This is a genomic window from Brevibacterium sp. W7.2, assembly GCF_018137945.1.
GTDB classification, from domain to species: Bacteria; Actinomycetota; Actinomycetes; order Actinomycetales; family Brevibacteriaceae; genus Brevibacterium; species Brevibacterium sanguinis.
In genome coordinates this window covers 3,004,169-3,022,165 of sequence record NZ_CP073089.1, presented here as the reverse complement: position 1 = coordinate 3,022,165, position 17,997 = coordinate 3,004,169, and the positions used below count along the sequence as shown (strand labels likewise).

At 67.9% G+C, this 17,997-nt stretch carries 16 protein-coding genes; 15 read left to right on the top strand and 1 reads right to left on the bottom strand.

The features are described 5' to 3' along the window. Positions 1–110 precede the first annotated feature (110 nt). From J9315_RS13620 to J9315_RS13550, 15 genes are all read left to right on the top strand, one after another. Positions 111–3,827, top strand: a complete 3,717-nt coding sequence (locus J9315_RS13620; RefSeq protein WP_198500654.1) for a DNA polymerase III subunit gamma and tau — start codon at positions 111–113, stop codon at positions 3,825–3,827. A gap of 5 nt (positions 3,828–3,832) precedes the next feature. Further along, entirely contained in the window at positions 3,833–4,429 is a 597-nt protein-coding gene (gene recR / locus J9315_RS13615) for a recombination mediator RecR (RefSeq protein WP_137825126.1), read from the top strand. A gap of 214 nt (positions 4,430–4,643) precedes the next feature. Further along, entirely contained in the window at positions 4,644–5,264 is a 621-nt protein-coding gene (locus J9315_RS13610) for a hypothetical protein (protein ID WP_198500656.1), read from the top strand. Continuing rightward, the gene (locus J9315_RS13605) at positions 5,264–5,521 is read left to right on the top strand and encodes a helix-turn-helix transcriptional regulator (RefSeq protein ID WP_198500657.1); all 258 of its coding nucleotides are present in this window, start codon (positions 5,264–5,266) and stop codon (positions 5,519–5,521) included. The genes J9315_RS13610 and J9315_RS13605 overlap by 1 nt, the downstream gene beginning before the upstream one ends. Positions 5,522–5,732: 211 nt before the next feature. Next, on the top strand, positions 5,733–7,052 hold the full coding sequence (locus J9315_RS13600) for an aspartate kinase (protein WP_137825063.1): 1,320 nt from the start codon (positions 5,733–5,735) through the stop codon (positions 7,050–7,052). Further along, positions 7,049–8,101 carry an aspartate-semialdehyde dehydrogenase gene (locus tag J9315_RS13595; protein ID WP_140955485.1) on the top strand — a complete coding sequence of 351 codons (1,053 nt, stop codon included), beginning with the start codon at positions 7,049–7,051 and terminating at the stop codon, positions 8,099–8,101. The genes J9315_RS13600 and J9315_RS13595 overlap by 4 nt, the downstream gene beginning before the upstream one ends. Before the next feature lie 144 nt (positions 8,102–8,245). Beyond that, the gene (locus J9315_RS13590) at positions 8,246–9,313 is read left to right on the top strand and encodes a zinc ABC transporter substrate-binding protein (RefSeq protein WP_140955486.1); all 1,068 of its coding nucleotides are present in this window, start codon (positions 8,246–8,248) and stop codon (positions 9,311–9,313) included. Continuing rightward, positions 9,313–10,278 (top strand): ABC transporter ATP-binding protein, encoded by a 966-nt coding sequence (locus J9315_RS13585; protein ID WP_249120905.1) that lies wholly within the window; start codon positions 9,313–9,315, stop codon positions 10,276–10,278. Before J9315_RS13590 ends, J9315_RS13585 begins: the two co-directional genes overlap by 1 nt. Beyond that, on the top strand, positions 10,275–11,189 hold the full coding sequence (locus J9315_RS13580; protein WP_140955487.1) for a metal ABC transporter permease: 915 nt from the start codon (positions 10,275–10,277) through the stop codon (positions 11,187–11,189). The genes J9315_RS13585 and J9315_RS13580 overlap by 4 nt, the downstream gene beginning before the upstream one ends. A gap of 10 nt (positions 11,190–11,199) precedes the next feature. Then, positions 11,200–12,102 (top strand): metallophosphoesterase, encoded by a 903-nt coding sequence (locus J9315_RS13575; RefSeq protein WP_140955488.1) that lies wholly within the window; start codon positions 11,200–11,202, stop codon positions 12,100–12,102. Positions 12,103–12,157: 55 nt separating this feature from the next. Then, complete coding sequence (locus tag J9315_RS13570) at positions 12,158–14,494, top strand: transglycosylase domain-containing protein (protein WP_211978046.1); 2,337 nt, start codon at positions 12,158–12,160, stop codon at positions 14,492–14,494. A gap of 186 nt (positions 14,495–14,680) precedes the next feature. Beyond that, entirely contained in the window at positions 14,681–14,836 is a 156-nt protein-coding gene (locus tag J9315_RS13565; protein ID WP_171007136.1) for a hypothetical protein, read from the top strand. A gap of 30 nt (positions 14,837–14,866) precedes the next feature. Continuing rightward, positions 14,867–15,340 carry a RidA family protein gene (locus tag J9315_RS13560; RefSeq protein ID WP_140955489.1) on the top strand — a complete coding sequence of 158 codons (474 nt, stop codon included), beginning with the start codon at positions 14,867–14,869 and terminating at the stop codon, positions 15,338–15,340. Then, positions 15,330–16,304: a hypothetical protein gene (locus tag J9315_RS13555; RefSeq protein WP_140955490.1), complete on the top strand. Its 975-nt coding sequence runs from the start codon at positions 15,330–15,332 to the stop codon at positions 16,302–16,304. Before J9315_RS13560 ends, J9315_RS13555 begins: the two co-directional genes overlap by 11 nt. Further along, entirely contained in the window at positions 16,301–17,065 is a 765-nt protein-coding gene (locus J9315_RS13550; RefSeq protein WP_140955491.1) for an MBL fold metallo-hydrolase, read from the top strand. Before J9315_RS13555 ends, J9315_RS13550 begins: the two co-directional genes overlap by 4 nt. 157 nt (positions 17,066–17,222) lie before the next feature. Here the strand turns inward: J9315_RS13550 and J9315_RS13545 are convergent, their stop codons facing one another. Continuing rightward, positions 17,223–17,900 (bottom strand): Crp/Fnr family transcriptional regulator, encoded by a 678-nt coding sequence (locus J9315_RS13545; RefSeq protein ID WP_137827074.1) that lies wholly within the window; start codon positions 17,898–17,900, stop codon positions 17,223–17,225. Positions 17,901–17,997 lie beyond the last annotated feature (97 nt).

The window sequence follows — 17,997 nt, the reverse complement described above, 5'->3', positions numbered from 1 at the left end:
GTCACAACGGGGACCGGTTCACAACGGGGACCGGGGCGAGGGACCGGTCGACGGACTGGTTGGCGACGATGACCGTGTCCTACGTCAGGGGGTGGCATTAGGCTTGTCCTGTGTCCACCGCACTGTACAGACGTTACCGCCCAGAGACCTTCGACGAGGTCATCGGTCAGGAGCATGTGACCGAGCCGCTCAAGGCCGCGATCGAACGCGGTCGCATCAATCATGCCTACCTGTTCTCGGGGCCGCGCGGCTGCGGAAAGACCACCTCGGCGCGAATCCTCGCGCGCTGTCTCAACTGCGAGAAGGGGCCGACCCCGATTCCGTGCGGTGAGTGCCCGAGCTGCCGCGACCTCGCCAACGGAGGACCCGGGTCGCTCGATGTCGTCGAGATCGACGCGGCCAGCCACAACGGCGTCGATGATGCCCGTGACCTGCGCGAACGCGCGATCTATGCGCCGGCCCGCGACCGGTACAAGGTGTTCATCCTCGACGAGGCGCACATGGTGACCTCGCAGGGCTTCAACGCTCTGCTCAAGATCGTCGAGGAGCCGCCGCCGCACATCAAGTTCATCTTCGCGACGACCGAACCCGAGAAGGTCATCGGGACGATCCGGTCGCGGACCCACCACTACCCGTTCCGGCTCGTGCCGCCCGAGGCGCTGGGGAACTATCTCGAAGAGCTCTGCGCGCGGGAGAACGTCCAGGTGGACAAGGGCGTGCTGCCGCTCGTCGTGCGTGCCGGCGGCGGGTCGGTGCGAGACACGCTGTCCGTGCTCGACCAGCTCATCGCGGGGTCCGGGCCCAACGGCGTCGACTATGCGACGGCGGTGGCGCTGCTCGGCTACACGCCGGACTCTCTGCTCAGCGACATCGTCGACGCGTTCTCCGCCGGGGACGGTGCAGGCGTCTACCGGGCGATCGAGCGCGTCATCGAATCGGGGCAGGATCCGCGGCGGTTCGTCGAGGACCTGCTCGAGCGGATGCGCGATCTCATCGTCATCCATGCCGCTCCCGAGGCCGCGCATGCGTTCCTGCCCGAGGTGCCGCCGGACCGTCTTGAGCGCCTCACCCTGCAGGCGCGCGGGTTCGGCCAGGCCGAGCTCTCCCGTGCCGCGGACATCCTCAACCAGGGCCTGACGGAGATGTCGGGGGCGACCTCGCCGCGGCTCCAGCTCGAGCTCATCTGCGCCCGCATCCTCCTGCCCGCCACCACCCGCAGCCGCGATGCCGTGCTCAGCCGCGTCGAGCGGATGGAGCGCCGGATCGGCATGTCCGCCTCCGGGTCGGGTGGGACGATTCCGCAGGCTCCCGTGCAGGCTGTTCCGCAGACTCCCGCCGAGGCGGTCGGTCCGGGTGCCGGGGCTGCCGGTCAAGGCGGTGCGCCGGTTGGTGACGGTCGGTCGGGTGCGCCGGTTAGTGGCGGCCAGGGCGGTGCCGGTGGTCAGGGTGGTGCGCCGGCTGGTGCCGGCGGTGGCGGGTCGGCGCAGGGCGCTGGGCCTTTCACGGATTCCGCCCCTGACGATTTCGACGAGCTCACCGCGATCGCGGCGGCGGCCGAATCCATGCTCAATGACGTGCCGGCGGCGGACTCCGCTCCGCACGCGGGTTCCGCTCCCGAACCGGGGTCGGCTCCTGCTGGGAACTCATCTCCTGCTGGCAACTCTGCTCCTGAACGCTTCGCGTCCGAGAACCCTGCTCCCGGAGGAGAGGGGGCTCGTAGCTCGAGCGGTGCCCCGGCGGGCCACAGGACGAATGCGGATCATCACGGATCACCTCGTCCCGGGTCGAACGCGCCGTCCGAGCGCAGGTCGTCCGAGTTCGGACCTGCCGAGCATGGGCCAACCGGGCGCGGGTCTGCCGACGCGCGGTCCGCTGACTCGCCTCCCAATGACCCGCGATCTGCCGACTCGCGATCTGCCGACCCGCGACAGGGTCAACCGCAGCAGTCGGCCGAGCAGCCCCAACAATCGGCAGGTCGGCCACAGCAGGACGCGCCGATGCACGCGCACCCGGGACCGCAGGGTCCCGGCGACAGTCAGCGCTCTGGTTCGCCGGAATCCGCTCGACAGAGCGACGGTGGCGAGCAGCGTTCCACGACTCAGCCGGCCGATTCTCGGCCCGCGTCGCCGTCTGCCGATCGTCCGTCGCACCCTGATGTTCAGCGCCCTGACCCGGTCGCCGACGAGAGTTCAGCGAATTCGGCACCGGCGGCATCGGGTGCCGGAGCCGGCGGCATCGGCGGAGAGATCGAAGCGATCCGTCGCGCCTGGCCGAGCATCCTCGCAGCGGTGGAGAAGCGCAGCCGCCTGACCCGCGCGATCATCGCTGCGAATGCGATCCCTCAGTCTTTCGCCGACGGCGTCGTCTACCTCGGCTTCAACAACGCCGGTTCGGTCCAGGGGTTCCAGCAGCGCGACCACGCGGCGAAGCTCGCCATGGCGATCAACGATGTCCTCGGCATCGAGGCTCGCATCGACATCGGCGACGTCGGACGCATCGGCGGCAATCAGGGCGGGAACTCAGGCGGACACGACCAGTCCGGACATGGCCTGAACCCGGCCGGCGGCAACCGCGGGCCGAGTGCTGACTTCCGGCGGCCGAGCCCGCAGGAGGTCGCCGCTGTCGTCGGGACCCGCGAGGTCGACAAGCCCCAGGTCGACCATGAGAAGTTCTGGGAGACCGGCGACTCGCCGCAGGGTCCCTGGTCCTCCGACGACGAGGAGGGGGAATCACCGGCTCAATCGGGTGCGTCGGAGAACTCTGCCGAGGCAGAGGACGCCGCCGATTCGACCCCCGCGGCACCCTCCGCTGACGAGCCGACTTCCGTTGACCGGTCGACTTCAGCCGACGATCCGGCCGCAGGAGTCGACACGGAATCCACCCCGGCCGATCCCGATTCGACCGCTGTGGCCCCCGTCGCTGACGGACTGGTCGGAGGCGTCGATTCCGCTTCCGCTCAGTCTGATTCCGCTCCGGCTGATCCGGACACCGGCGCTGCTCCCGTCGATCACGGTGTTGCTGCCGTCGACTCCGACATCGTCGTTCCCGACCTGTCCGATGAGGACTTCTTCGGTCCGCCCACGACCGGTGCCGGCCTCGGCGCCCCGGACGGCGGAGACTCAGCCATCGGAGAAGCAGCGTCGTCAGCGGTCGCGACGAACGCTGCGACGGACTCGCGAGCCGACGAGAACAGCACTGCGAGTTGGACTGATTCCGGGACTGGGGCCGGTGCTTCGACGTCTGCCGCCGATGAGTCGGCCGATGAGCCGATGGAGTACGTCCAACCACGGTGGGAAGAACCCGTCTGGCACGATGCGCCGCAGCGTTCGGGTCCAGCAGCCGCGGACGTCGACTCGACGAGTGCCGGCAGCGGTGCCGTCGACGTCGGGGCTGTCGTCGTGCCTCCTCCCGAGGACGACGATCTCGACTACCTCGGCGCGTATGCAGATCCCGATGTCGACTTCAGCGGACAGGGCAGTGCGGGCCAGCCGGCGCCGAATTCGACTCCCACGCCGGCCCCGACGGGAGGCGCCGGTGCGGTGAAGCCCTTCAAATCCCGCTTCGCCGCGATCGCCGAGCGCCACGGCATGGACACCGGCGGTTCGGTCGCACAGAACCCGCGCGGTGATGTCGGCGCGCCTGCCAGCCAGGCGCCAGGTGGCTTCGCCCCACAGCGCGCCGCCGCCCCGGAACCCTCGTCCACCGGGTCGATGGAGGACGAGTATGATCCGGAAACGGACCTCGACATCTCCGACGCCCCGCAGGTCGGGGTCTCGGTGATCGCCAAGGTCCTCGGCGGAGAGATCATCGATGAGAGAGACGTATGAGCGCAGTGTATGAAGGTGCCCTCCAGGACCTGGTCGAGGAATTCGGCAAGCTCCCGGGCATCGGGCCCAAGTCGGCCCAGAGGCTGGCGTTCCACATCCTCCAGGCCGACTCCGGCGATGTGAACGCGCTCGCCCAGGCGCTGAGCGCGGTGAAGAAGCGCGTGCGCTTCTGTGAGATCTGCGGCAACGTCTCCGAGGAGGCCGAGTGCACGGTCTGCCAGGATCCGCGTCGCGATCGCACGATGATCTGCGTCGTCGAAGAGCCCAAGGACGTCGTCGCCATCGAGCGCACGCGCGAGTACCGGGGCCTCTACCACGTCCTCGGCGGAGCGATCGATCCGATGGCGGGCATCGGGCCCGACAACCTGCGGATCAAGGAGCTCATGCCCCGTCTCCAGGACAGCGAGGTCGACGAGGTCGTCATCGCCACCGACCCGAACCTCGAGGGCGAGGCGACGGCGACCTACCTCGTGCGTCTGCTCGGCACCCTCGGTGTCACGGTCACCCGCCTGGCTTCCGGCCTTCCTGTCGGCGGCGATCTCGAGTACGCCGACGAGGTCACCCTCGGCCGGGCGTTCTCCGGCCGCCGCGAGATCGACTGAGCAGATTCCGCCGCGGCAGGCGTCCGCGACGGCACCCACGATCGGTCAGCAACGGCGGCTGTGACGCCACATGACTCCTCAGAATCCCTTGACTCCCGAGTGCGCACGGTGCAACATATTGATTATCGATATATCGATGATCGATAAGGTGACACGTGTTGCCCGGCAGCGGGATTCCGGACGTGTCCAGGTGATCACGAGAGCGGAGGCAGTGATGGAAGAGAACGCTCGACGACGCGAACCGGACGAACGAAAAGGGCTGCCCGCTGGAGGGGTGTTCCTCATCGCCTTCGCTCCCGGCATCTACGCCGTCTATCTGATCGGCCTCTTCGTCGCAGGGATCGTGCGATCCGAGATCACCGTACGGTTCGATCTGTCGAATTCGGACGTCGCCTCACTCGATCTCGCTGGCCATTCGGCGAATCTCAGCGGCCTCACGCAGGTCACGCTGTCAACCGGAGATCTGGCGACGGAGACGATGGTGTTCCTCATCATCGCGAAGCTCTCGCTGGTCCTCACACTCCTCGGCGCAGCAGTCGCCCTCGTTCCGGTGGTCAGGGCGATCTCGGCGGGCAATCCATTCACCCCTGCGGCTCTCCGGGCTCTGGGCGTTCTCAACTGGGTGCTCATGGGCGGCATCATCACGTACTTCATTTCGACGACTCTTGGGACGAATCTCGCCTCCCGAGATCTCAACATCGCGGACGAAGTGGGCTCCAGTGCGTCGATTGCGCAGACGTACGTCATCGTCGGCATCGTCGGCGTCATCGAGCTCCTCCGACGCAGCTTCGTCTCCGGGCGGAAGGCACAGGAAGAGCTCGAGGGGCTCGTCTGATGCCGGCCGACCTCGGCGAGGGGCGCGTGGTCTGCCATCTCGACGCGCTGCTCGTTCAGAGGGAGATGACGCTCACCGAACTGTCGAATGCCGTCGGCGTTTCGCTCGCCAACCTGTCGGTGCTCAAGAACAACCGCGCGAAGGCGATCCGGTACTCGACGCTCGTCGCCCTCTGCGCCGCGCTCGACTGCCAGCCGGGCGACATCTTCACCGTCGTTCCCTCCTCCCGGCCGCCGGCCGAGCCGGGCCAGGGATGACGCCACCTCGCGCCGCGGACACCGACACCCCGAAAGATGAGACGACTGTCTGCATGACGGGCACCCCCACGAGCGGCGGGAGCCACCTCCTACAATGGTGGGGACGCCGGTTCGCCGACGCCGCCTGCACGTACGAGCATCATCGCGGGCATCGGCACCGCGAGAGCATCGACCGGCGCAGTCCGCACACGCGAACAGGAAGAGACTTTCAGTGAGCATTGTCGTCCAGAAGTTTGGCGGGTCCTCCGTTGCCGACGCCGAGTCGGTCAAACGGGTGGCCCAACGCATCGTCGAATACCGGCAGGCCGGCCACGAGGTGGTCGTGGTGGTGTCGGCGATGGGGGACAGCACGGACGACCTCATCGACCTCGCCCAGCAGGTCTCCCCGCTGCCGCCGGCCCGCGAACTCGACATGCTGCTCACCGCCGGTGAGCGGATCTCCATGGCCGTGCTCGCGATGGCGATCGCCAACCTCGGCTTCGAGGCCCAGTCCTTCACCGGTTCGCAGGCCGGCGTCATCACCGACGAGCAGTTCGGCAAGGCGCGGATCATCGACGTCACGCCCGGCCGCATCCGCTCCGCCCTCGACGACGGCAACATCGCCATCGTCGCGGGCTTCCAGGGAGTGAGCCAGACGGCGAAGAACATCACGACGCTCGGCCGTGGCGGCTCGGACACGACCGCAGTCGCACTCGCGGCCGCGCTCGGCGCCGATGTCTGCGAGATCTACACCGACGTCGACGGCGTCTTCACCGCCGACCCGCGCATCGTCTCGACAGCGCGCAAGATCGACGAGATCGGGTTCGAGGAGATGATGGAGATGGCCGCCTCGGGGGCCAAGGTCCTCATGCTCCGCTGCGTCGAATACGCTCGCCGCTACGACGTGCCCGTCCACGTGCGCTCGTCGTTCTCCCGCAAACAGGGCACCTGGGTCACCGACTCGCCCGTCCCCGAAGCATTTCTGCCGGCACGCAGTGCGAAGGCAGCGGAATCAGAAACGGAGTCCACCATGGAACAGGCAATCATCTCCGGTGTCGCCCACGATCGCTCGGAGGCCAAGGTCACGATCGTCGGCGTGCCCGACATCCCCGGCAAGGCGGCGGAGATCTTCAAGACGATCGCCGGCCAGGAGATCGACATCGACATGATCGTCCAGAACATCTCCACCCGGGAGCCCGGCAAGACCGACATCTCCTTCACCCTGCCGAAGACGGACGGGTCGAAGGCGATCGAGGCCCTCGACGCCGCCAAGGCGAAGATCGGCTTCGACCAGGTCCGCTACGACGACCAGATCGGCAAGCTCTCCGTCGTCGGCGCCGGCATGCGCTCCCACCCGGGTGTGACCGCGACGCTCTTCGAAGCGCTCAGCGACGCTCAGGTCAACATCGACATGATCTCCACCTCGGAGATCCGCATCAGCGTCGTCACCAGGGCCGACCTGCTCGACGACGCCGTCCGCGCCGCACACGCGGCGTACGGACTCGACAGTGACGAAGACGAAGCAGTGGTCTACGGAGGGACAGGACGATGAGCGTTTCAATCGGAGTGGTCGGAGCAACCGGCCAGGTGGGCGGGGTCATGCTCGACCTCCTCGCCGATGATCCCGGGTTCGAGATCGACACCCTGCGCCTCTTCGCCTCGGCGCGCTCGGCCGGCAAGGTCGTCGAATTCCAGGGCCGTGAGATCGTCGTCGAGGATGCCGCCGAGGCGGACCCGACCGGTCTCGACATCGCCCTGTTCTCCGCCGGCGGAGCGACCTCCCGGGCGCAGGCCGAGCGCTTCGCCGCGGCCGGGGTCATCGTCGTCGACAACTCCTCGGCGTGGCGCTCGGACCCCGAGGTCCCACTCGTCGTCAGCGAGGTCAACCCCGGCGCCCTCGACTCCGTGCCCAAGGGGATCATCGCGAACCCCAACTGCACGACGATGGCCGCGATGCCCGTGCTCAAGGCCCTCGACGCCGAGGCGGGGCTCAAGCGCCTCATCGTCGCGACCTACCAGGCGGTGTCCGGCTCGGGTCTCAGCGGCGTCGAGGAGCTCGCCGGTCAGCTCGAAGCCGGCGTCGCCGATGCCCGCAAGCTCACCCGCGACGGCAGCGCCGTCGACCTTCCCGAGCCGAACAACTACGTCGAGCCCATCGCCTTCAACGTCCTGCCGCTGGCGGGCAGCATCGTCGACGACGGTGAGCTCGAGACCGACGAGGAGAAGAAGCTGCGCAACGAGAGCCGGAAGATCCTCGACCTTCCCGACCTCCTCGTCGCCGGCACGTGCGTGCGCGTTCCCGTGTTCACCGGGCACAGCCTGAGCATCCACGCGGAATTCGACGGGGACATCACCCCCGAACGCGCCACGGAGATCCTCGGCAGCGCGCCGGGTGTCGTCCTCGACGAGGTGCCCACCCCGCTCAAGGCGGCCGGGAACGACCCGAGCTACGTCGGGCGCATCCGCGCCGACCAGTCGGCTCCCGCGGGCAAGGGGCTCGTGCTCTTCGTCTCCAACGACAACCTGCGCAAGGGTGCGGCGCTCAACACCGTGCAGATCGCGGCGCTCCTCGCCGAGAAGCTCGCGACCCAGGCGGCCTGAGCGCAGAGCGCCCGACGGGCGCAGGCGGCAACCTGAGCTGACGCATAAACAGGTTGCTATATATAAATATTTATATTAGTGGCGGGCCCTTCGGCTGAGTAGTGTGAGCGACAGCAACGCTCACCTGCAACCGAAAGGCCCGCCATGCGCTTGTCCCGTCTTCCCCTCCGCAGCGGGGCGATCCTGCTCTCCTGCGGCCTGCTGCTCGCCGGGTGCGGAGGCGGTTCGGCCACCGGATCGAGCGAACTCTCGATCGTCACCTCGACGAACGTCTACGCCGACATCGTCTCCCAGGTCGCCGGCGATGCGGCGAGCGTGACCGCGATCATCGACGACCCCAACCAGGATCCCCACTCGTATGAGGCGACGACCAGGGACCGGCTCAAGCTCTCCAAGGCCGACCTCGTCGTCATCAACGGCGGCGGGTACGACAGCTTCATGACGACCATGCTCGAGGCCTCCGACGCGACACCGGAGATCATCGACGTCGTCGCGATCTCCGGACTGCCCGGCTCCGAGGACGTCAGCAGCGCGCCCCATTCCCACGGTGACGGCGAGGATGAGTCTGCGGGCGGCGAGCACACCGGGCACACCGAAGCCGACGGTCATGATGCCGACGGCGACAGCCACGAGGGCCACGACCACGGCGAGGCCGGCCATGAGGGTCACGACCACGGCGAGTTCAACGAACACCTCTGGTACTCGGTGCCGACGATGGTCAGGCTCGTCGACGACGTCGCCGTCCACCTCGGCGAGGCCCTGCCGGACCGCAAGGACGACATCGCCGCGAACGCCGAGGCCTACAAGGAGCAGCTCGGCGGACTCGAGACGACGATCGACGCGATCAGGACCGACCACGGGGGCGAGAAGGTCGCGACGACCGAACCCGTCCCGCTGTGGCTCTTCGACGACATGGGGCTTGACAACATCACGAGTCCGGAGTTCCTCGCCGCCGTCGAGGAGGGCAATGATGTGCCGCCGCTCGTGCTCAAGGATGCCGAGGAGCAGATCTCCTCCCGGGAGGCGGTCCTCCTCGGATACAACACGCAGGCGGCGGGGCCGCAGGCCGAACAGCTCAAGGCCACAGCCGAATCCTCGGACGTCCCCGTCGTCGACCTCGCCGAGACGATGCCCGCAGGCGTTCAGTACACCGATTGGATCGGGGAGAGCATCGACGCGATCTCCCAGGCACTCGAAGGACACGATCACTGATGAACGCTGAGACGAACACGGCCGCCCTGCCGCAGAGCATCGCCACCGCACCGGGCGCGCCGCCTTCCGGCGGGGACGGTGCGGAGGTCAGACAGGCCCCGGTCATCGAACTCCACGATGCCGAGCTGCGCTTCGGCGACCGGGTGCTCTGGCACGACCTCAACCTCGAGGTCGCGCCGGGGGAGTTCCTCGCCGTCCTCGGCCCCAATGGGACGGGGAAGACGACGCTGCTCAAGGTCCTCCTCGGCGAACATCAGCTCCACCACGGCAGCGCGGAGATCGACGGCCGGCCGATCCACGCGGGCAACCCGGCGATCGGCTACATCCCGCAGCAGCGGGGAATCGACCCGCACACCCCGATGCGCGGGCGCGACATCGTGCGGATGGGCATCGACGGCTACCGCTGGGGGCCGGGATGGCCGTCGCGGAAGCGGCGCAAGCACGTCGACGAACTCCTCGCCTCCGTCGGCGCGACCGCCTACGCCGACGCCCCGGCGGGCACGCTGTCCGGGGGAGAGCTGCAGCGGCTGCGCGTCGCGCAGGCCCTGGCGAGCAACCCCTCGGTGCTCCTGTGCGACGAACCCCTGCTCTCCCTCGACATGCACCATCAGCAGGTCGTCGCCGGTCTCATCAACGAACAGCGTGAGACGCGCAACGCCGCCGTCCTCTTCGTCACCCACGAGATCAACCCGATCCTGCCGTACGTCGACCGCGTCCTCTACATCGTCGGCGGGCATTTCCTCATCGGCACCCCCGCCGAGGTGATGACCACCGAATCGCTCACCCGGCTCTACGGCTCACCCGTCGAAGTCGTCCGCGTCGGCGGGCGCCTCATCGTCGTCGGCGGCGAGGACGAGTGCATCGACCACCACGTCCACCCCGGCCACCACGCCGGCGGCGAGACCGCGGACACGGGTGCTTCGGCACATACGGGTGCCGGCGCGAGCCGAGGAGCGCACCGATGACCGTCACCGAGATCTTCGGCAGCCTGTTCTCCTTCGAGGACTACGGCGAACTCGTCGCCCTGCTCGCCAACTCGCTCATCGCCGCCGGCCTCCTCGGCGTCGTCGGCGGCCTCATCAGCGTCTTCGTCATGGCCCGTGACATCCCCTTCGCCGTCCACGGGATCTCCGAGCTCTCCTTCGCCGGCGCTGCGTTCGCCCTCCTCGTCGGCTTCGACGTCGTCACCGGGTCGATCGTCGGTTCGATCCTCGCGGCCCTCATCATCGGCGTCGGCGGGGCCAGAGCCTCGGAGAAGAACGCGATCATCGGCGTGCTCATGCCCTTCGGGCTCGGCCTGGCGATCCTCTTCCTCGCCCTCTACGACGGCCGCTCGGCGAGCAAGTTCGGGCTGCTCACCGGGCAGATCGTCGCGATCACCCCGGGCCAGATCACCACGCTCGTCGTCTGTGCGCTCATCGTCCTCGCCGTCCTCGCGTTCGTCTGGCGCCCGCTCCTCTTCGCCAGCCTCGACCCCGAGGTCGCGCGGGCGAAGGGGGTGCCCGTCTCCGTGCTCACGATCGTCTTCATGCTCACCCTCGGCCTCGCCGTGGCCCTGAGCGTCCAGATCGTCGGGGTCCTCCTCGTCCTCGCCCTCCTCATCACTCCGGCCGCCGCGGCCACCCAGGTCTCGGCGTCGCCGGTGTGGGTGCCGGTGCTCAGCGTCATCTTCGCGGTCACCGCCTCGGTGGGCGGCATCCTCATCGCCCTCGGCTCACCCGTGGTCCCGATCAGCCCGTTCGTCACGACGATCTCCTTCCTCATCTACCTCGTCTGCCGGGTCATCGGCCACCGACGCTTCACCGCGCTGCACCGTCGCCGGGTCGCTCGGGCGGGACGAGCTCGGACGTCGGCTGAGCCTGCGGCGACCGCCTAGACTGGGGCGAATGAAGAAACGCGCACTTGTCGCCGGTGCCCTCGCCGTCCCCGCGGCCGCCGGCATCTGGGGAGCGGGCATCGAACCCCACCTCTTCACCGTCCGCCGCCACACCCTGCCGCTGCTGCCGGCCGGTGCCGAGCCGATCCGCATCCTCCACGTCGCCGACCTCCACCTCACCTCGTGGCAGAGGCATCGGGCCGCGTGGGTGGCGGGTCTGACGAGGCTCGAGCCCGACCTCGTCGTCAACACCGGAGACAACCTCTCCGCCGACATCGTGCCGACCGTCCTCGACGTCTTCGACGGCCTGCTCGATGTCCCCGGCGTCTTCGTCCTCGGATCCAACGACTTCTTCTCCCCGCAGGCGAAGAATCCCGCGAAGTACCTGCGCTCGCCCTCGGAGGTCAAGCACCGCACCGAACCCGACCTCGACGTCAGGTCCCTGGTCCGCGGGTTCGAGGACCGCGGGTGGGTGTTCCTCGACAACGCCGAGGCGGTGCTGGAGATCCGGGGGACCCGCATCGGCTTCGCGGGGCTCGGCGATGCCCATATCGATCGTGACCGGATCCGCCTCGACGCCGCCGGCGAGCTGGTCTTCCCGCACTTCGATCCTGCGGCGGAGCTGACGATCGGCGTCACGCACGCCCCCTACTCCCGCACCCTGGAGGCGTTCGCCTCGGCGGGAGCCGACCTCATCATGGCCGGACACACTCACGGCGGTCAGATCCGGGTGCCGTTCTGGGGCGCGCCGGTGACGAACTGCGACCTCGATCGGACACGGGCACGCGGAGTGTTCCCATATCGTGATGCAATCGTCGAGATCTCCGCCGGCCTCGGGTTCTCACCGTTCTCACCGGTGCGTTTCGCCTCACCACCGGAAGTCGCACTGCTCACCCTGGTGCCCCGCCCCTAGGGTTTTCACCGTTCTTTGAGTGAGCGCTCATCTGCGGTTGGTTAAACTTGGTTTCATGGTGTCTCCTGAGTCAAATGCTGAACCGACCAAGATGGCGGCCTTCCTCCAGTTCGTCGCGGTGAGCGCGGTGGCTGGAATCGTGGCCGCCGGTCTTGCCATCCCCGGAGTCGGTGTCGCCACCGCCAGCGCGAATAGCGCGGTCGACATCTTCAACGCCCTTCCCGCGACCCTCGAGGAACGCGACCTCGGCGAGAAGTCGACGATGCTCGCAGCCGACGGCTCGAAGATCGCCGACTTCTACTGGCAGAACCGCGTCGAGGTTCCCCTCGAGGAGATCTCGCAGCCGATGCAGGACGCGACGATCTCCGTCGAGGACTACCGGTTCTTCGACCACGGCGGCATCGACCTCGAGGGCATCGCCCGCGCGGCCGTGCACAACATGGTCTCCTCGACGACGCAGGGCGGATCGACGCTGACTCAGCAGTACGTGAAGAACGTGCTGGCGGAGAACGCCAACGCGGAGTCGAACCAGGCAGGCATCGACGCCGCGAAGGAGTCGGAGGGCACCGCCGGCTACGCGCGCAAGCTCCGTGAGGCCAAACTCGCCGTGGCGGTCGAGAACAAGTACAGCAAGCAGGAGATCCTCAACCGCTACCTCAACATCAACAACTACTCGGGCTCGCCGAACGTCTACGGCGTTCAGGCGGCCGCGTATCGGTACTGGGGCATCGACGCCAAGGACCTCAACATCCAGCAGTCGGCGATGCTCGCCGGCATCGTCCAGAACCCTGCGGCGTTCAACCCGCAGCGATTCCCCGACGCCGTGCTCGAACGTCGCAACGTCGTGCTCGGACAGATGCTCAAGTACGGCCACATCACGCAGGCGGAGTATGACGAGGCGGTCAAGACGGGCCTCGACCTCAACCTCAAGGAGACGCCGAACGGCTGTTCCGCCGCTGAGAACAACGCGGAGTTCTTCTGCGACTACGTCTCCAACGTCATCAAGAACGACGAATCCTTCGGTGAGACCGTCGAAGACCGGCTCGCGCTCCTCCAGCGCGGCGGTCTGACGATCACGACTAGCCTCAACCCCGACATCCAGAAGATCGCGGACAAAGAGGTCAAGAAGCGCGTTCCCGTCGGCGACCCCTCGGGTGCCGGCCACGCGCTGGTGACGATCGAACCCGGCACCGGCGAGGTCATCGCCATGGCCGAGAACCGTGAGTACACGGTCGGGGAGGTCAGCGAAGAGGACAAGAACACCAAGACGAGCATCAACTACACAGTCGACAAGAAGCACAACGGCGGTGGTGGGTTCCAAGTCGGATCGACATGGAAGCCGTTCGTGCTCGCGACATGGCTCAAGGAGGGCAAGAGCCTCAACGCGACGGTGAATGCGACGAAGCGCAACTTCCCGGCGAGCTCGTGGAAGTACAGCGGCTGCCCCGCGATGGGCGGCGACTGGGATCCGAACAACGCCGGTGACGGCGGCGGCAACGGCTCGATGTCCGTGCTCGAGGCGACCAAGAAGTCGGTCAACACCGGTTACGCCGCGATCGGCAACCAGCTCAACATGTGCGAGATCATGAACACCGCGACGGATCTCGGCATCCGCTACGGCAGCGGCGCACCGCTGGACCAGGCTGACGACGCCGGCTTCATCCAGGCGCTCTCGCCCTCGTCGATCCTCGGAACGACGGAGACGACCCCGATCGCCATGGCGGCCGCGTTCGCGACGTTCGCCAACGACGGAGAGTTCTGCGGCCCGAAGCCGATCCTCGAGATCACCGACCGCAACGGCAAGAACATGGACGTCCCCGGTGAGGGTTGCAAGCAGGTGCTCGACAAGGACGTCGCCCGCGGCGTCGCGTACGCGCTGTCGCAGACGTTCAACGGCGGCACGACGAGCAGCCTCGGCATCGGCGTTCCGGCCGGCGCGAAGACCGGTACGACGAACTTCGAGGTCGGCCACACCTGGCTGCTCGGCTTCACGAAGACCCTGTCGACGGCCGTGTGGACCGGTGACCCCAGCGGTACCCGCGACTGGCGCAAGAACAGCAAGGGCAAGGTCCGCGGCCAGATCTACGGTGCGACGATCTCCGGTAAGACCTGGCAGTCGTACATGAGCAAGGCCGTGAAGTACACGAAGGGCAACACCGGGTTCCCCAAGCCCAGCTCGAAGTACTTCCAGGGCGGCGGCAGCGGCGGTGGATCCGGCAGCGGCGGCAGCTCGAACGGCGGCGGTGGAGGCACCGGCAGCGGAGGCGGAGGCGGCGGCACCGGTGGCGGTGGCGGTGGCGGCGGCTCCCAGAGCGGTGGCGGTGGCGGAGGCGGCACCGGCGGCGGAGGCGACGGCGGCGGGGACGAAGCTCCCGGCCTCGGCGGCAACTGAGCCAGACCCAGCGGGGCGAGACGACAGACCATGTCGTCTCGCCCCGCTTCGCATGTGTCGGCGATGCCCCACGCCCAGCGCATCTCCGCTAGTGTGGGGAGCGGCGTCGTCGCGGGTCCTCCGGGCACCGACGACGCCCGATCCCGCCCGGGCGACCCGGGCGACGACAACCAGGCAAGGAGAGCCATGACCAAGTGGGAATACGCCACCGTTCCGCTAATCGTCCACGCGACGAAGCAGATCCTCGACCAGTGGGGTGAGGACGGCTACGAACTCGTGCAGGTCGTGCCCGGACCGGACAACAACGGACTCGTCGCCTACCTCAAGCGCCCCAAGGCCTGACCCACCGCACCTCGTCGAAGGAGACCACCCATGTCGAAAGTGCTCGACCGCATCGCCGAACTCGACCTTGAGCTGCCCACGGTCGCCGCCCCCGCCGGCGTCTACGTCCCCGCGCTGCGCACCGGCAACTACGTCTACACCTCGGGTCAGCTGCCGGTCGTCGACGGCTCCCTGCCGACGACGGGCCACCTCGGCGCCGAGGTCGACGTCGACACCGGCTATCAGCTGGCCAGGATCGCCGGGCTCAACGCCCTGGCGGCCATCGCCTCGGTGATCGGGGATCTCGACAGGATCGTCCGCGTCGTCAAGGTCACCGGCTTCGTCAACTCGACCGACGACTTCACCCAGCAGCCGGCCGTCATCAACGGCGTCTCCGAGCTCTACGGTGAGATCTTCGGCGAGAAGGGCCAGCACGCGCGCAGCGCCGTCGGCGTCAACACCCTGCCCCTCGGCACTCCCGTCGAGGTCGAGGTCGTCGTCGAGGTCGAGGACGATGCCGCTTAGCGGACGCAATCTGCCCGTCTCCTCGGAGCTGACCTGGCTGCTCGATCTCTGGCGCACCGAGGGGCGGCGGCCCGTTCCCGAGCCTCCGCGTCCCGCCTCGGCGATCATCCTCGTCCGGGACACCCGGGAGGGGCTCGAGACGTTCGTGACCCGCCAGCTCGACGTGCGCGGGGTCGAGGACCGCAACCGGCTCGCCTACCCGGTGGGGGAGCTGCGGCCCACCGACCTGCGCAATGTTCCGGTGACCGGGTGGAAGTCGACGCGCTGTGCGCGGACGCTGGCGCTGGAGAACAAGTCGCGGGCGCTGCAGCAGTTCTCGGCGGCCGCACGGGTTGCGTTCGCGGCGACCGGCGTCATGCTCGCCGAGAACGTCGACCATGACCTCGTCGCCTCGCCGCAGACGGACTGGCAGTCCGTCCGGTACAAGCTCCTGTCGAATGAGATCGGCTGGACGCAGGTGCTGCGCGAGCGCGATCTCAAGCTGCGCCCGGATCTGCTCAAACCGTGGATGCGGTGGATCAACACCGCCACGCAGCTCCACCGCTTCGACACGACGTACTTCCTCGCCGCGGTGCCGTTCGGTCAGGAGGTCGACTTCCTCACCTCGAACGAGAGCTCGGGGCGGTGGCAGCGGCCCGAGGAGATCCTCGCCGATGCGGCCGACGATCCGAACCGGATCAGTGCGAGCACCCGCCTCATCGTCGAGAGCCTCGTGCCCGTCCACAGCGTCGGTGCCGCCATGGCGCAGGTGCGCGACATCCACCCGCTGCGTCCGGAGATCATCGACGAGGACGGGGAATGGCGGCTGATCATCCAGCCCCGCCGCGACTTCCATCGCAAGGGAACGCTGCGCGACAACGAGGTGGCCGTCGGCGACGACGAGAAGGACGAGAGCCCGAGCCTCATGAGCCTGGGCGGCGAGGACGACGACGCCGTGGTCGACGAGGAGAACGAGGACACATGAGGATCCGCGCGAACAATCCCTCACCGATGACCCTGACCGGGACGAATACGTACGTCATCGCCTCGGCCGATGACACCTCGGCGGTGGTCATCGACCCGGGACCGGAGCTGGCGGAGCACCGGGAGGCCATCCTCGCCGAGGTGGGGGACCGGAGACTGACCGCGATCGTCCTCACCCACCAGCACGCCGATCATTCCGATATGCTCGGGTCCGTCGACGAATGGGCGCCCGAGGTGCCCGTCTATGCGGTGCTCGACCGATTCGCCCGGCACACCCCGCCGGTGCGCGATGGGCAGCGGATCGCGTTCGGCAGCGATCCTGCCGATGTCCTCGAGGTCGTCGCGACCCCGGGGCACACGAGCGACAGCATCAGCATCATTTACGACGGCGTACTCTTCAGCGGCGACACGATCCTCGGGGAGGGGACGACGATCGTCACGTACCCGGAAGGCTCCCTCGGCGACTATCTCGACAGCCTCGATCGCCTCCGTGCGCTTCTCGATGCCGGTGCGTACACCCGGATCGAACCGGCGCACGGACCGACGATCGACAATCCCGCCGAGGTGATCGACCACTACCGCACCCACCGGCAGGAGCGCATCGGCCAAGTCCGCGCCGCTCTCGCTCAGGGTGCGACGACGGCGGCTGAGGTCACTGACATCGTCTACCACGACGTCGATCCCAGCGTCCGCGGGGCCGCCGAGCAGATCGTGCGCGCCCAGCTCAGCTACCTCGGTGAGCTCGCTGCCGAGGACGCGTAGGAGGTCAGCGGACGACCGCCTCGGTAGCCTGACCGCCGGCGGGCGACGAGGACGCTCATCGAGAGACCTGGACTTATCGGACGGACGACGAACGCCCCGACTGCTGTCGGGGCGTTCGTCTCACTCTGGAGGCCGGTTAGGGGCCTGCGGGGTGTGATCAGCGGGCGCGGTTGCGCATGCGCTCCATGTCGAGGATGACGACCGAACGCGCTTCGAGGCGGATGAAGCCACGGGCGGCGAAGTCGGCGAGGGCCTTGTTCACGGTCTCACGGGAGGCACCGACGAGCTGGGCGAGCTCCTCCTGCGTGAGGTCGTGCGCGACAAGCACACCGTCGGGAGCCGGCTTCGAGAAGCGTGCGGCGAGGTCGAGCAGCGCCTTGGCGACACGACCGGGAACATCGGAGAACACGAGGTCGCCGACCGTCTCGTTCGTCCGGCGCAGTCGCTGGGCCAGCGCCTTGAGCAGGTTGAGTCCCGCCTGCGGGCGATCCTTGAGCCACGTCGTGAGGTCCTCGTGCTTGAGGCTGAGCAGCTCGGACTGGGAGACCGCGGTGACGGTGGAGGAGCGCGGACCCGGATCGAAGAGGCTGAGCTCGCCGATGATCTCACCCGGTCCGACGACGGAGAGCAGGTTCTCGCGGCCGTCGGAGGACTCGCGGCCGATCTTGAGCTTTCCGGTGGACACGATGTAGAGCTCGTCTCCGGCATCGCCTTCGTGGAAGAGCACGGTGCCCCGGCGGAGGCTCCGCGGGTTCATGAACTTCATCAGCGCGCTCGTCGATTCGTCATCGAGTCCGGCAAATAGTGTTGCGCCCCGCACAACTTCTGTATCCACAATGTCCTCCTTGTGATGGTCTCCACACATAAATCTACCTGGTCAAGGGTACCTATACCACCAAATGCGCGCGTGTGGGCGGATGAATGAGGAATAT